Below are 14,626 nucleotides of genomic sequence, written 5' to 3'. Positions count from 1 at the left end.
TCGCTGAAAATCATGGAAACGGAGCTTAGCGAAGTGGTGATTTTTAGTCCCTGATAGGCGACAGGGCAATTCGCTGATTCGACGTGTGCTAGCAGCACGCGAGAGGAGCAAGAATTGCATTCCGAATAGCCGTCCAGCCAGTGAGGTAGTAATGACGAAGCGGCTTTTGTGCGTAGTCGTTGCGGACGCAGGGCGTTCAGGGCATCTCCCATCCGCTGCGTAGGTGAACGAATTATGGCGACAGGAGTCCCGGAATTTCGTGAGGTAGCATGGCGCGCCTGGTCTTTGTCATCCTTTTCCAGTTCAAGACGATAACTATCGCTAGGTCTAGTGCCGATATTCATATATGCAATAACCTGCTAAGCGAGTTCAGGGGAGTCGATAAGTAAGCCAACTTCAGTGTTGATGTCTACTGAACGTGGGTCTAGATTAAAAGAGCCGATAAAGGTTGTGTTACGATCCACGACGATCACTTTAGTATGTAGTGAGGCATTGGATTTACTAGCCAGTAGCGACCAGAATTTCCTTTGTGAATTCAGGTCCGCCTGAGTTCGTATAGCTCAACACCGTTTTCAATCAGTTCCTCACGATATTTTTCGTAAAAAACAAACGCCGCCGCTACATCATTGGTCGCCATGGAATTGGTCAGTATTCGCAGCTTAATGCCTTTTTTATGTAGCTCAAGCGCTCTTTTGGCTCCATTAGGTCCGGCAATATAATAGGCAGACTCTATTAGAATCTCATCCTGTGCATCATTAGCCAGTTTAGTCAGATGAGGCTGGATTCCCTGGTAGCCTGTGTCAGTGTCTATCTTTTTTGCCGGATCATCGTATAGGATTTTTGCATTAGCCCAGATTAAACTATCTTTGGTCGCATTCATGCGTTGATAAATTTCTTCCTGGGTACTATGAACTGGGTAGGGGAATTCTTTATGGTTATCGATATATTTTTGTAGCTTTTTTAGTCCTTTTTGAACGTCTTTAGGGCTGGGTTGCTTTTTGGAAATGGCCTGTATAGGAATAGCCCACTCACTATTCCAGAATACGTCAAAACTTTTTGAAATATCCTTAACAATTGGACCGGTCGTGATGATATCCAGGTCCCGAAAATTCATCTCGGAGCTGACACCAAAATATTGATTACCTATATTTCTGCCACCAATAATTGCAAAAGTGTTATCCATAATAAAGGCTTTATTATGCATTCGGTGGTTGAGTTCTGACATATTAGCTATAAACTCAAAAACTCGAAAGTTTCGGTCTTCAAAAGGATTAAAAAGTCTGACTTCAAAATTGTTAATCGCATCAAGCTTTGCAAGACCAAAGTCTCTGCCGCCAGATTGAACGTCGTCGATCAGCAGCCGAACATGTACACCCCGGTTTGCAGCCTTGATCAATTGATTAATCAGGATAGAACCAATTATGTCACTGTCCCAGATATAATATTGAACATCAAGCGTTTTTTCTGCAATTTGAGTCATTGCATTGCGCGAAGTAAAAGCTTTTTCCCCAGAATTAAGCAGAACAAAGCCTGACTTTCCCGGGTGCTGTTCAAGTTCTGCTTGTATAAACTGATGGGCGCTGGTTAGCTCTGGATGCCCCAGGGCTGTTGAAGGTGTGCGTGAAATCTGTTTGTCGGTGGTCGCACAGCCAACTAGAAAAACCATGAGTAACAGGGGAAAGGCTCGGGCTATGCTTGCCATAGATTAGCTCCAGACATAATTAGCTTAGTATACTACGTAAGGATATTCTAATTAACTTTTGAAGATAGTAATTTAATTATTTTGTAGCCCATGAAAAAATATTCCTTAAGCATAATGCTCTTATTTAGCAGTGTAGTGAGTGCTGATGTTCCGCCAGAGGCACGGCATGAAGTAGATCATTTAATTAGTTTTGTTGGTAACACATCGTGCCAGATAGAGAGGAACTGGACAAGTCATAATGGACCTGAAGCAATAAGCCATATACAGCAAAAATATGACTACTTTAGAGAGGATATTAAAACAACTGAGCAGTTTATAGAACTGAAGTTTCCCAATTATTGAGTAGCTGAAATACACAATGCTGGTGTATCGAGGTTTATTTTAGGTGGTTTTGCCATGTTTATAGCAAACCCCTACTTAATTCCCCTTAGGCAATAGCATTTGAAACGAATGAAAAGACTATTTTTTTCATATAGTTGTAGCATAGTTTCAATTTTACCATAAATAATTATTGGGAAACTTCAGTTTATAGAATATTCGGCGACAAAAAGTACCGTGACTGGCCGAGACTATCGAGTGAAGTGTGCCGGGCAGCGAACGGTAAAGACAAAAGACTGGCTTTTGCAGGAATTACAAAACTATCGAAAGCAACATAAGTCGATGTAAGTGTATCAAGAGCTGATGGATGTGTTGACGATAGGAAATGCACCTTTACGGTATAAAGTGTGTGATGCGTTTCGTTCCTCAACACATCCTATGTTGAAGGTGAATAAAAGCCACTTTTTATAATATTAAATAGCAAGTTAGGCTGGTTATTTTTTAACTGCCGCAATAACAGAGATCTCAACCAGTAATTCCGGTCGTGCGAGGCTTGCCTGCACACAGGCGCGGGCGGGTGAATAACCTTCCACAACCCATGCATCCCATACTTCATTCATACTGGCGAAATCCTGCATATCCTTGATATAAATGGTCGCTGAAAGTATATGTTCCCTATCACTACCTGCCTGATCTAACAAACCATCCACCTTATCCAGCATGGTCTGGGTTTGTTCCCGGATATCGGTATTGGAATCTTTAGCCACCTGGCCGCAAAGATAGATGGTGTCATTATGAATAATTATTTTACTCATGCGGCGCCTTTCTGTGCCTAAACGGGTAATACTCATTTTTTACTCCTGATTATTAAACCTGTTGATATTAAATGGCTCTATCGGTAACTCGGTACTGCCATCCAGTATTAGTTGCGCCAAAATACGCCCAATAACGGGAGATAACTGTAAGCCATGAGCAGAAAAGCCAAAAGCATGGTAGGCATTGTGCATTGATTTTGATGCGCCGATGACTGGAATATTATCGGGCATAAACCCTTCAATACCTGCCCAGGCACGAACTACCCGTACATTTTTTAATTGCGGAAAAAAGTCAGTAACTGTTTTGGCACTGGCCGCTAGTTGTTGCCAGTCTATATCAGTCGTACCTTGTGCAAAATCAAGTTTGGCTACCAGAGCGCCACCGATAATCAATGTACCATTTTGCATTTGCTTAAATGAAAGTTTCCGACTGGCTGCGCCCATAACTGGATCGACAAAATGGGGCAGGCGTTCAGTGACCATTAGCATTAATGCTTTTGGGCTGAGTGGTACTGGCTTGTGCATTTTGGCGGCTAATTCTCCAGCCCAGGCTCCAGCACAATTAACCAGAATCTTACTGTTATAAGTGCCTTGAGAAGTACGTACTGACCAGCCATCACCTTCTTGTTCGATACTATAGGCTTCGGTATTGGAATGGAAGGTCGCGCCTAGTGATTCCGCTTTTTGGCGAAACGCAGTCAGGGCATGATAGGGACGGGCAAAGCCATCACCACGGCAAATTAATGCGCCCACACAGTGTGGTGCCAGTGCCGGTACCAATTGGTAAAGTTCTTTTTTGTCTATGATCTCTTCATGTTGATAGCCCATAGCGCGAACCATGGCAGCGCGTTGCTCCAATTTGTCCAGATCATACTGGTTTTCTGCCACGCGTAATTGTCCGGGAAATCGAGCGTCACAGTCTGAATCAACCAGGCTTTCTATATCGTGCCACATCTTTGCCGCTTCTACAGTTAGCGGTATTTCTGCCGGGTCGCGATTTAACTGGCGCAAGCCCCCGGCATTAGATCCGGAGGCATGACGCCCTGGACTGTCTTTATCAATCACAGTACAGTGACAACCACGCATTGCTAACTGTAAGGCGGTGGATGCGCCAACCAGACCAGCACCAATAATGAGTACATCAGTATTCATTGAGTATTCTCCTGTGACAGACTTGCGAGTTGTTCTAATGTCAGTGGTGCAACGGGAGGTCGTCCTCGAAAGTGACTGCTAACAGAGATTGCTTGTCCACCTGCATCAGCGACAATATGAGCAACTGCATTGGAACATTGCCTACCCTGACAGGGCCCCATGCCACAACGAGATAAGTACTTAACCTGGTTGCTATCTCCGTGGGCATTGTCTACCGCTGCACGAATCTGTCCAGCGGTAATTTCTTCGCAGCGACAGATAATAGTATCGTTATCTGGCGTTGCCAGCATGTTTTTCGGAATAGCAAAATAAGCTTCCAGAAAGGGGCGGATATGGCGCTCATCCTCCATCCGTTTGCGTTCATTAACAGATTGTGAGTCACGTTCAGACTGGGTAATAGCGCCTAAGGCAAACAGGGCCTGTAGTCCTGCTAGTCGTCCCGCATGTTCTGCTGATCGGGCGCCATTAATCCCGGCACCATCTCCGGCAACCAGAATACCTTCTATGCTAGTATTGCCCCACTTATCATGTTGAGGTCGCCAGCATTGCTGACTACTATCCCATTGATGCTTGCAGCCAGCAGCCTGAGTTAGCCATATATGTGGGATTACACCAAAGTGGGTCATTAATAAATCAGTTTTAATGCTGTGTTCACGCCCCCAGTGTAGATAATGAACAGATTGTAATTCACCATCACCTTGAGCATGGAGATTACTGACGCCAATTTTTGTTACGACACCCGCACGCTTAAGGTCCCGCTGGTAAACCAGCCCTTTAGTTAAATAATGATGCGCTAACAAAGCTCGGGGCAGTTTAGGCATGGCCTGTAAATGATTGCTCAGTGGCGTGACATCCAGCATGGCTTTAACATTAACTCCGACTTGCATATATTGCCAGGCTAGCAATAATAAGAGCGGTCCTGAGCCTGCAAGCACCACGCCGTCACTAGGAATAACGCCAGCAGATTTGAATAAAATTTGTCCTGCGCCAGCCTGCATTACGCCGGGCAACGTCCAGCCAGGAAATGGTACGGGGCGTTCCATGGCGCCACTGGCGACCAGAATCTGGTCGGCACTGATGATTTTGCTCTGTTCTTTATATAAGACCCCAACTTCCCGTTCATTATTCAGTGACCAGACTTTGGTTTCAGGGAAATAGTCGACATCACAGGCACGAAAATCTTCCGCTAAGCCCTTGCCGCGTTGGTATTCGGTACCTAATACCTGGGCACGTTGTTCTGGTGCCGACTCAATAGAGCGGTAAATTTGTCCGCCTGGTCCAGCTTGTTCGTCCAGTAATGCACAGGAAATACCCTGGCCTGAGGCTGTTACTGCTGCAGCAAGACCTGCCGGCCCGCCGCCAATAATGAGTAGTTGATAATGATTTTTCACAAAGACTCTCCTAATGCCGGACCAACGCCTTGCTGGGTCTGGACCTGCATACCTTTTTTAACGTAGGTGACGCAGGCGCGCTGATTGGACTTACCATCAATTATCATCAAGCAGTCATAGCAGACTCCCATCATGCAGAATGGCGCTCGGTTACTATTCGATATGGGTGTTGTGCGCGTGGCACGTATGCCATTTGCTAATGCCATGGCTGCAACGGTTGTACCTAGCGGTGCTGAAACTTTTTTACCGTTCAAAATAACTTCAACGCTATCAATGTCGTCGTTCGGGAGTTGTTTAAACATGGTTTATAGCCTGATTTTGCTAATGATATTATGATGTTCAAAGACCATGGATTCCTGTAAATCAAGCTTCAATCCTATATGAGATGATTCAGCTCGTTTAAACATGGCGGTTGCCAGAGCAACATCTACATAGGCTAGACCCACAGCATTAAAATAGATGCGTTCTTCTTCTGTTGTTCGCCCAGGTTTATGTCTGGAGACTAATTCATGTAAATCAGCGTGAATATCGTTGTGTGACAGTAAACCTTCTTTATACATACGACTCAAAGTCTGAGTGCGGTGGGTTACGGTATCCCAGTCATCACAGACGATTTTATCGCATTGCTTTGCAACTGCATATTCATCTTCCCAGCCACCAATATGGCTGTAGAACGCTCCAGGTTTCATCCACTCGGCTTTTAGTAAGGGGGCCTGGGCGCTGGTTGCTGTGACTAGGATATCCGCACCTACCATTGCATCTCGCGCCACAGTATTCGCTCTGATAAAATTCAGATCCGGAAGTAGTGGTGATAGTTCATCAATAAATTGCTCTTCTTCTATTGCCGTTTTAGCAGAAATACGACATTCTTTTAAACTAGGGCGAACCACTTTCATCCCTAATAAATGCATTTTTGCCTGCTCACCAGCACCAATAAAGCCAATACTCTGGCTATCTTTACGCGCTAAATGTTTTGCTGCTATCGCCCCAATTGCCGCAACACGCATGTTTGAGGCTAGCGTGCCTTCCATTACTGCGATTGGAAAGCCTTTTTCTATTTCTGACAAGAGGAAAATAGCAGACAGGTTTTGTACGTCGAAACGTTTAGGGTTGCGTGGAAATACCGAGACCCATTTAGCACCACAGATTTTTTCATCCAGTAAAGTTGCAGGAAGACAATTGATACGATCCTGACTGACTTGATCAAAGATCTGCACGATTTTTTCTGGATACATAATACGGTGATCTTCATAGGCAAGCATGGCTTTTTCCGCTACTTCAATTGCCATACGTAAATCAAAGCAGCCGGCATCCAGTAAATCTTCTTGAGAAAGATAAGTAAAACCTACACGGTGTGATGCCTTTGTGCTTTTATGATGAACTGCCATAAATTCTCCGGGATATGTATTATAGTGGGTGTGAGTTAAGTGGTAGTGTATGTGTAAAGCTGAAGTTTCCCAATTATTGAGTAGCTGAAATACACAATGCTGGTGTATCGAGGTTTATTTTAGGTGGTTTTGCCATGTTTATAGCAACCCCCTACTTAATTCCCCTTAGGCAATAGCATTTGAAACGAATGAAAAGACTATTTTTTTCATATAGTTGTAGCATAGTTTCAATTTTACCATAAATAATTATTGGGAAACTTCAGTTAAGTGGTAGTGTATGTGTAAAGCAAAACTATACTAATTTAATACCTACTTTTTGTCAGGTCAATGATATTGATCAATATTTATTTATTTCACAAGGCTACGGCAGTGGGCGGTATGTACTAAGGCAACGCGTAATAAATATCCCACCCATTTTCCTTGTCTGTTTGTCTGTCTTCTGTGTTGTAGACACAGTTACGTAGCCAGCTATGCGCCTGTTTCTACGCCTTGAAGACAAACAAAAATCCTGCGTAATCTAGGTAGTTTATTTATTGTGTTACCTAATGTAGTGTTACTAGGTAGGACGCAAAAGTTTTATATTGCCGCACAAGTTATTTTTTAACTTAAAAAACAAGAATAACAATAAGACAAATGCAGAAATTTAGTCAATCATCGGGTAAAGTATATCAGGCTATTGCTATGCAAAAGGTGATAAATTAAATTTGCAGATTGCTCACCTGGAAAGATAAACTGGGTGCTCTGTGAAAACAACGGGTAATTAAAAGAACTGAAGTTTCCCAATAATTATTTATGGTAAAATTGAAACTATGCTACAACTATATGAAAAAAATAGTCTTTTCATTCGTTTCAAATGCTATTGCCTAAGGGGAATTAAGTAGGGGTTTGCTATAAACATGGCAAAACCACCTAAAATAAACCTCGATACACCAGCATTGTGTATTTCAGCTACTCAATAATTGGGAAACTTCAGTTAAAAGAAGTTCTAAATAGTCTAATTAATCACGGTTTATCCAGTTTCTTGAAACAGATAATATTTAACTCAATATGCTAATTCAGTCTACTTTTAAACCTGCGTGGTGGTTAAAAAATGCACACCTGCAGACCTTATATCCAGCTTTACTACGTAATCCGCCCAACCCGGTATTAAAGCGCGAGAGATTGCTTACTGAAGATCAGGATTTTATTGATATAGATTTCTGTGGCGAGGGTAATCAGCCTTTGGTTATTTTGTTACATGGACTGACGGGCAGTTCGCAATCGAAATATATTAAAGGATTACAGCAAGTTTTATTAACTCAGGGTTTTCGTAGTGCTGCTTTGAATTTTCGTGGCTGTAGTGGTGAGTATAATCATTCATCGCGTTGTTATCACTCAGGCGAAACAGGGGATATTGATTTTCTATATCGCACCCTGCGCGCACGTGAACCTGAAACACAAATGGCTGCGGTGGGTTTTTCCATAGGTGGCAATGTATTATTAAAATGGCTAGGCGAGCAGGGCGGAAATATCGACCTTTTTGCGGCTACAGCTGTTTCTGTGCCTTTGGTTTTGAGTGCCTGTGCAGATAAACTGGATAATGGCTTTTCCAAATTATATAGAGCTAGTTTGTTGCGCGAGTTAAAAGAGTATGTACGCTTAAAACAGTTGCACTTAGAATCTTTAGGGAAAAGTGAAGAAGCTGAGATATTAAGGCAGATAGGAGATTTAGATAATATTACTTCTTTCTGGCAATATGATGATCGGGTGGTTGCTAAGCTGTATGATTTTGCCAATGTAGATGACTATTATCAACGCTCCAGTTCACGGCAGTTTTTGCATGCTATTAGTGTTCCAACCCTTTTAATACAGGCACAGGATGACCCTTTTATGACCCCTGAAGTGCTTCCCGAATTGGCCGAATTATCTTCCTTCGTATCGCTAGAAATCACAGCAGCGGGAGGTCATGTTGGTTTTGTTTCTGGCAATAATCCTTTTCAGGCTGAGTATTGGTTAGAGCTGCGTATTCCTGAATTTTTACAGCAGCAGTTGAATAATGTATAAGCTTTGTTTTTTTGTACCAGAAACTCATGTGGAAGAAGTAAAAGATGCTTTATTTGAGCTAGGAGCAGGGAAAATAGGTGTTTATGATTGCTGTGCCTGGCAGGTTTTAGGTACTGGGCAGTTTAAGCCATTGGCAGGTAGTCAGCCATTTATTGGCGAAACAGAACAGGTCACCAGGCTGAGTGAATATAAAGTGGAAATGGTCTGTACTGATCAGTTGATTAAACAAGTAGTGAAAACTTTATTACAAGTACATCCATATCAAGAACCTGCGTATGAGGTTTATCAAGTCTTTACGGTAGATGAGTTGATATGATTAGTAGGCTGGGTTAGATTTTTGAGTATAACGAAAAAACGTAACCTGGCATTTTAGCTAAATTGTTGGGTTACGTTATCGCGCTACGCTTGATAAGCTAACCCAACCTACAAAAAAATATACGCATCAAGCCATTGTGCCGAACAACTAGAGCTCAAATTGAGAGAATAATACTATGAATCTTTTTTTCGTGTATTTCGTGTATTTCGTGCCTTTCGTGGTTAAAGGTTTTGTAGTTAAAAGTTAAGATAAAATAATTGTACAAGGAAAAATAATGCAAACATTAGACGCTATCAAAGCGCGCCGAGCCGTTAAACATTTTGATGCAAACTATCGATTTACAGATGAACAAATTAATGAACTCTTTTCATTGGCTATACTGTCACCCACTGCATTTAATATTCAGAATTGGCGTTTTGTAAATGTAAGCGAGCCTAAATTAAGGCGGCAAATCAGAACGGCAGCCTGGGGTCAGGCGCAAGTAACGGATGCATCATTATTTATAGTAATCTGCGCTGATTTAAAATCATGGGAAAAACAGCCTGAACGGTACTGGGTAAATGCAGATCAACCTGTACAGGATTTTATGTTGCCAGCTATTGATCAATATTATCGTGGTAAAGATCAGGTGCAAAGAGACGAGGGCATGCGTTCTTGTGGAATCGCGGCACAAACGCTTATGTTAGCGGCAAAAGCGATGGGATATGATTCCTGTCCTATGGATGGCTTTGATTTTGATCAGGTCGGGCAGCTAATAAATTTACCTGATGACCATGTTATTGCGCTGTGCCTGGCAATAGGTAAGCCCACACAAGCAGCAAATCCCCGGGCTGGTCAATTAGCTAAAGAAGAAGTGCTTATTAATAACCACTTTGTGTAATTAAAATGTTACTTACGGCGACTTAAGCTATTGAGTAACTCCTCCAGAGGCACTAGACATAAGCGGGCCCGGAATAAGACCTGGGCATCTTCCAGCAGGCCATAACATTCATACACGCGCAACATGATATTCGTACCTATTAAGGTTCGTGACTTTGATTCAGGCAGTTGATTAACCAGAATATGCAATTTATGATTATTTTTCAGTAGACGTAAATGCTCCCGGTCGACAGATAGGCTGTGGGAAGTATAAACCATTGGGTTACGCTTAAAATCATGTTGATCTTCAACTTGCGCCTTTTCTAGTAGTGCCCCAGAGGCTAAACTACATGGAAAAATTTCCGGGTATTCAACCAGGCCATCTAATTCGTCAAAGTAATCTGATTGCTCCGCTAAAGAACCGGATAAAAAGTTTTTAGCATTGCCGTTATTGACATACTTCCGTTTCAAGAAATAGGGGCTGTCCGGGATTGTTGAGCAATCTGGAAGCGTGTTCAAATCAGGTAGGCCGGATAAGTCAGTGTTTGCTAGAAATAAAGGCTTCCGCGTTTCTTTTTTGGATCCCAAAAGTACTGTTTTATTATTGGCTTTAATGGTGATTCGATTAGATAAAGTCAGGTCAGGAATAGTTTTGATTAGCGTTTTTTTGATGTCCAGGAATAATTCACGGTCTGGACGTACGGCATTAACAAAGGTGATTTGATAATTACTAAAGCGTAAGCCATTTTCAGCAATAATCCGGTTTTCATGATGTACTTCCCGATAAAGGCGAAGCTGATATTCAATCATTGCATTCAACTGAAAGCCCAGGACGATGGGGCCTTTGAATGGGTTGTGAGTGATTTGTAACCACTTATGCTTATCATGAAACAAGTTGAAATCATCCGAAGCATTGCGCGCTGCTTCGATATGGATTTGATTAAATATAAAAGGTTGTTCGCTCATTGTTTTGCTATTAAATTCTTTTTGTGAATCTGTTTATCAAGTAAATCAGGTATGTTTCTGTTTAAAGCAACAGCTTATTAGTGAGCTGAAGTTTCCCAATAATTATTTATGGTAAAATTGAAACTATGCTACAACTATATGAAAAAAATAGTCTTTTCATTCGTTTCAAATGCTATTGCCTAAGGGGAATTAAGTAGGGGTTTGCTATAAACATGGCAAAACCACCTAAAATAAACCTCGATACACCAGCATTGTGTATTTCAGCTACTCAATAATTGGGAAACTTCAGTTAGTGAGTAACTTCTCATTATTCATGGGCAAAATTTCCTAGGGGTACGGGCAGCTTGCCCGTTTGTATGGGCGAGCCGCCCATGCCCCCAAATAATGAGAAGTTACATTAGTGAGTTCTAAGTAATTGATTGTACATTTAAGGAGGCCGCGTACAAATTTATTTTATGTGAAAATTACTCTTAATTACTGCTGACAGGTAGGTCTAGTATTGCACACAAACCGCCATAAGAACTTTTCTTAAGCGTCAAGGAACCGCTATAGAGTTGAGTTATGTCGTTAACAATATTAAGCCCTAAGCCATGACCTGAAACAGTATCATCAAGCCTCCTGCCGCGCTGTAAAACAATAGCTAACTGGCTGTCTGGAATACCCGGGCCATTGTCTTCAACAAAAAGATGGATGCGTTGATTATGTTTATCCCGCGTTGCATGAATCCAGACCTGGTCATGTGTCCATTTGCAGGCGTTATCGATAAGATTGCCTAGCATTTCTTCCAGATCCTGGGCTTCACCACAGAAGTAGTTATTGCCAAGATTCTGGATAGATATTTTGATTTGTTTGTCCTTGTAAAGCTGGTCCATGGAGTAACGTAGATCATCAACGACTTTTACAATATTGGTACGAGAACTAAGCAGGTTGGCCGTTCCTGCTGCTCTGGCCCTGGCTAGATAATGATCCAGATTAGCAGCTATCAATTCGGCTTTATTATGGATCAGCTGGCCAGATTCATTCTTTATACAGTCAGCCTCATTAATAATGACCGCAAGTGGGTTCTTGATGGTATGGGCAAGGTTGCCAAGATCCTTCCTGGCTCGTAGCAGTGTTTCCGTTCTATGGTCTAGCAGAGAATTAATTTCACTGACAACTACCTGTATCTCATCAGGATAATTTTCAGGTAATCTTTCTTTCTTACCTTGCTGGACATCACCTATGGCATTGCTCATTGCTTTAAGGGGTTTTAGTGCAATTCTGACCTGAAATACAATGGCAAGTATCAGGCCGCTACCTAGAACCCAAAAGCTAATGATAACCTGTTTAGCAAAGCGGCTTACATCGTAATCAACCTCCGATATTGGTCCGGTAGCTATATATAGTATTTCCTGGTTAGCCTGAGGAAAGGTAATTACCAATAACTGAGCATGTAAGAGTTTGTTGTCTGGCCCGGAGAAATGTTGTATTTCTAACAAACTTTCAGCCATTAATTCAGATAATAGTAGACGTTTCTTTCTGAGCACAGTTAAAACGCCACCACCTTGTAATTTGGAAACATTTAGCTGCTCGCCCTGAAGGGAGCGGGAAGAACTGAGTGTTTTTTCTGCTTGTCTGATTTCCCAGTACCAGCCGGAATTAGGTAGTTGAAAGCGTTTGGTGACAGGAGTCCCAGAATGTTGTGAGGTAGCATGGCGCGCCTGATTGTTGGTGGGGAATATGCGGTTAATGGTGGAAGTTTTAGTAGCTCAATACCCATTAATGTAGATAATGGAGATACCGTACAGGTTCGTGTCAATGCTAGTGCTGATTATTCGACAGTGACTAATGCGACCCTCACTATTGGTGGAGTCAGTGATACTTTTAGTGTCTTAACTGAGAGTTCGCCTGTTATTGAGCCAGGCCCAACCGGCAACCCTTCCTTTACGTCAGAGCATTTTTCAGGCTCGGCAAATTGCCAGATGTGCCATGATGGGCTAAGTGATGATACCGGCAAAGATGTGTCTATTATTAAGGCATGGAAGTCAACTATGATGGCGAATGCAACACGCGACCCATTATGGAAAGCAAAAGTACGCACTGAATTAAATAGAGCGCGTGACTCTGTTGGTGACGATGCTTCAGCCGGAGATGCTTTAGCGGGTGTTATTAATGATAAATGTTCTAAATGTCATGCTCCAATGGCACATTTTGAAGCATCGAAAGATAATGCACCGATTGAAATCCTAGATGCTGGTTTTACTAATGCAAACAATGCCTATCATGACCGAGCTATGGATGGTGTGAGTTGTACTTTATGTCACCAGATCTCTGATAGTCCACTTTTAGGTACAGCTGAAGGTATGTCTGGGCATTATCCGGTTGATAGTTATGCAAATGCCGTGGATAGAAAAATATATGGGCCTTATAACAATATTAGCCAATGCCGCTAGTATAGAGGTAATCAGTGCTGGACAAGCAGCAGGAACGGTAGAATTTAGTTTGCGTATTAATAGTAATACGGGACATAAACTACCTTCTGCCTACCCATCCCGCCGTGTGATTTTACATGTGACAGTAAAAGATAATGATGAAGTTGTATTTGAGTCTGGCAAAGTGAATGCTAACGGTAGTGTCGTTGGTCTGGACTCTGATATGGATCAGACTAAGTTTGAGCCTCATTATGATTTAATTGAGTCGGCTGATCAGGTACAGGTTTACGAGTCGATCATGCATGATTCTGATGGTAATGTTACTTATACCTTATTGCGTGCGAGTAGCTATGTAACTGAAGTTTCCCAATAATTATTTATGGTAAAATTGAAACTATGCTACAACTATATGAAAAAAATAGTCTTTTCATTCGTTTCAAATGCTATTGCCTAAGGGGAATTAAGTAGGGGTTTGCTATAAACATGGCAAAACCACCTAAAATAAACCTTGATACACCAGCATTGTGTATTTCAGCTACTCAATAATTGGGAAACTTCAGCTATGTAAAAGATAATCGTTTATTACCTAATGGCTTTGATAAGCAAGCCGCACCTAATGATGTGAAAGTGGCTGGTGAAGCTGTTACGGATGCTAATTTTATTGGTGGCAGCGATGAGATAAGTTATTCACTGACTGGGCTAACAGGTACGGGGTATAGCGTGACTGTTGAAATGGTATATCAAACATTAGCCTATGGTTTCGCACAGGATTTGTTTAAAGATAGCTCGAAAGAAGTGACTGACTTTAAGCGTATGTATAATGCATCAAATGCGAAAGTAACAATAATGACTAGTACAACATTTACTCCGTAAATTACTAGAATTGATGATTTTGCAGGTAAAAAAGAAGCGTACATCAAGGAAAAAATGGAAGAAGCAGGTTTTTAAATTATATGGTAATCATATAAAAAAAAATTGATAATTATATAAAAGTTATATAATATATAATATATTATATACAAATTGAATATTTTTTAAACAAGGGAAAAATGTCAGAAGAACAAAAAAAAATACTAGAGCAACAGCTTTGGAGGTTCTGTCGCAAGTATTGTTGGAAATGCAGGAAGCCTAGTCTTCAGGCATAACTATCCTGCTAAAGCGATAAACAATTGTGTGGGAAGGTATTCATACAGTGGTGAGATTGCGGCTAGAGTGTCAAATAACTGAAGTTTCCCAATTATTGAGTAGCTGAAATACACAATGCTG

18 protein-coding genes are annotated in these 14,626 nt (G+C 41.7%); 9 read left to right on the top strand and 9 right to left on the bottom strand.

Annotation, left to right across the window (positions count from 1 at the left end; translation table 11 throughout):
* Positions 1 to 168 precede the first annotated feature (168 nt).
* On the top strand, positions 169 to 315 hold the full coding sequence (locus CDZ78_RS22170) for a hypothetical protein (RefSeq protein WP_167374340.1): 147 nt from the start codon (positions 169 to 171) through the stop codon (positions 313 to 315).
* 44 nt (positions 316 to 359) lie between these two features.
* Here the strand turns inward: CDZ78_RS22170 and CDZ78_RS22165 are convergent, their stop codons facing one another.
* The gene (locus CDZ78_RS22165) at positions 360 to 509 is read right to left on the bottom strand and encodes a phospholipase D-like domain-containing protein (protein ID WP_280175595.1); all 150 of its coding nucleotides are present in this window, start codon (positions 507 to 509) and stop codon (positions 360 to 362) included.
* A gap of 26 nt (positions 510 to 535) precedes the next feature.
* Positions 536 to 1,702 carry a phospholipase D family protein gene (locus CDZ78_RS15705; protein ID WP_087870847.1) on the bottom strand — a complete coding sequence of 389 codons (1,167 nt, stop codon included), beginning with the start codon at positions 1,700 to 1,702 and terminating at the stop codon, positions 536 to 538.
* 114 nt (positions 1,703 to 1,816) lie between these two features.
* Between CDZ78_RS15705 and CDZ78_RS15700 the strand changes: the two genes are divergently transcribed.
* Both CDZ78_RS15700 and CDZ78_RS24360 read left to right on the top strand, forming a co-directional pair.
* Entirely contained in the window at positions 1,817 to 2,044 is a 228-nt protein-coding gene (locus tag CDZ78_RS15700) for a DUF5329 family protein (RefSeq protein WP_140414112.1), read from the top strand.
* 162 nt (positions 2,045 to 2,206) lie between these two features.
* Positions 2,207 to 2,368, top strand: coding sequence for a DUF5329 family protein (locus CDZ78_RS24360; RefSeq protein ID WP_373862494.1), 162 nt, complete (start codon positions 2,207 to 2,209; stop codon positions 2,366 to 2,368).
* A 146-nt stretch (positions 2,369 to 2,514) separates the two neighbouring features.
* On the opposite strand, the gene CDZ78_RS15695 is transcribed toward CDZ78_RS24360, so the two are convergent.
* From CDZ78_RS15695 to CDZ78_RS15675, 5 genes are read right to left on the bottom strand one after another with little or no spacing between them, the layout of a single operon-like run.
* Positions 2,515 to 2,871, bottom strand: a complete 357-nt coding sequence (locus CDZ78_RS15695) for a RidA family protein (protein WP_087870845.1) — start codon at positions 2,869 to 2,871, stop codon at positions 2,515 to 2,517.
* A gap of 3 nt (positions 2,872 to 2,874) precedes the next feature.
* The gene (locus CDZ78_RS15690; RefSeq protein ID WP_087870844.1) at positions 2,875 to 3,987 is read right to left on the bottom strand and encodes an NAD(P)/FAD-dependent oxidoreductase; all 1,113 of its coding nucleotides are present in this window, start codon (positions 3,985 to 3,987) and stop codon (positions 2,875 to 2,877) included.
* Positions 3,984 to 5,378: an FAD/NAD(P)-dependent oxidoreductase gene (locus CDZ78_RS15685; RefSeq protein WP_087870843.1), complete on the bottom strand. Its 1,395-nt coding sequence runs from the start codon at positions 5,376 to 5,378 to the stop codon at positions 3,984 to 3,986. The genes CDZ78_RS15690 and CDZ78_RS15685 overlap by 4 nt, the downstream gene beginning before the upstream one ends.
* Positions 5,375 to 5,680: a (2Fe-2S)-binding protein gene (locus CDZ78_RS15680; protein ID WP_087870842.1), complete on the bottom strand. Its 306-nt coding sequence runs from the start codon at positions 5,678 to 5,680 to the stop codon at positions 5,375 to 5,377. Before CDZ78_RS15680 ends, CDZ78_RS15685 begins: the two co-directional genes overlap by 4 nt.
* Before the next feature lie 3 nt (positions 5,681 to 5,683).
* On the bottom strand, positions 5,684 to 6,766 hold the full coding sequence (locus CDZ78_RS15675; RefSeq protein WP_087870841.1) for an ornithine cyclodeaminase family protein: 1,083 nt from the start codon (positions 6,764 to 6,766) through the stop codon (positions 5,684 to 5,686).
* A 1,047-nt stretch (positions 6,767 to 7,813) separates the two neighbouring features.
* Between CDZ78_RS15675 and CDZ78_RS15670 the strand changes: the two genes are divergently transcribed.
* The 3 genes from CDZ78_RS15670 to CDZ78_RS15660 all read left to right on the top strand — a co-directional run bounded on the left by CDZ78_RS15670 (position 7,814) and on the right by CDZ78_RS15660 (position 10,005).
* Positions 7,814 to 8,809: a hydrolase gene (locus CDZ78_RS15670; RefSeq protein WP_087870840.1), complete on the top strand. Its 996-nt coding sequence runs from the start codon at positions 7,814 to 7,816 to the stop codon at positions 8,807 to 8,809.
* Positions 8,802 to 9,125 carry a YqfO family protein gene (locus CDZ78_RS15665; RefSeq protein WP_087870839.1) on the top strand — a complete coding sequence of 108 codons (324 nt, stop codon included), beginning with the start codon at positions 8,802 to 8,804 and terminating at the stop codon, positions 9,123 to 9,125. Before CDZ78_RS15670 ends, CDZ78_RS15665 begins: the two co-directional genes overlap by 8 nt.
* Positions 9,126 to 9,399: 274 nt before the next feature.
* A complete protein-coding gene (locus CDZ78_RS15660; RefSeq protein ID WP_087870838.1) occupies positions 9,400 to 10,005 on the top strand; it encodes a nitroreductase family protein in 606 nt (201 codons plus the stop codon).
* 8 nt (positions 10,006 to 10,013) lie between these two features.
* Here CDZ78_RS15660 and CDZ78_RS15655 read toward each other — a convergent pair whose 3' ends face one another.
* Together CDZ78_RS15655 and CDZ78_RS15650 are read right to left on the bottom strand one after the other, a co-directional pair.
* A complete protein-coding gene (locus tag CDZ78_RS15655; protein ID WP_087870837.1) occupies positions 10,014 to 10,949 on the bottom strand; it encodes a hypothetical protein in 936 nt (311 codons plus the stop codon).
* A 470-nt stretch (positions 10,950 to 11,419) separates the two neighbouring features.
* Positions 11,420 to 12,475 (bottom strand): ATP-binding protein, encoded by a 1,056-nt coding sequence (locus tag CDZ78_RS15650; RefSeq protein WP_140414111.1) that lies wholly within the window; start codon positions 12,473 to 12,475, stop codon positions 11,420 to 11,422.
* A gap of 165 nt (positions 12,476 to 12,640) precedes the next feature.
* Between CDZ78_RS15650 and CDZ78_RS15645 the strand changes: the two genes are divergently transcribed.
* The 3 genes from CDZ78_RS15645 (at position 12,641) to CDZ78_RS15635 (ending at position 14,233) form a co-directional block, all read left to right on the top strand.
* Positions 12,641 to 13,381, top strand: a complete 741-nt coding sequence (locus tag CDZ78_RS15645; RefSeq protein ID WP_087870835.1) for a multiheme c-type cytochrome — start codon at positions 12,641 to 12,643, stop codon at positions 13,379 to 13,381.
* On the top strand, positions 13,347 to 13,733 hold the full coding sequence (locus CDZ78_RS15640; protein ID WP_087870834.1) for a hypothetical protein: 387 nt from the start codon (positions 13,347 to 13,349) through the stop codon (positions 13,731 to 13,733). Before CDZ78_RS15645 ends, CDZ78_RS15640 begins: the two co-directional genes overlap by 35 nt.
* Before the next feature lie 173 nt (positions 13,734 to 13,906).
* Positions 13,907 to 14,233 carry a hypothetical protein gene (locus CDZ78_RS15635; RefSeq protein WP_087870833.1) on the top strand — a complete coding sequence of 109 codons (327 nt, stop codon included), beginning with the start codon at positions 13,907 to 13,909 and terminating at the stop codon, positions 14,231 to 14,233.
* Positions 14,234 to 14,626: the final 393 nt, after the last annotated feature.

This window comes from Bathymodiolus platifrons methanotrophic gill symbiont (assembly GCF_002189065.1).
In the GTDB taxonomy this organism is placed as follows: domain Bacteria; phylum Pseudomonadota; class Gammaproteobacteria; order Methylococcales; family Methylomonadaceae; genus Methyloprofundus.
This window is presented reverse-complemented; position numbering and strand designations above follow the sequence as displayed.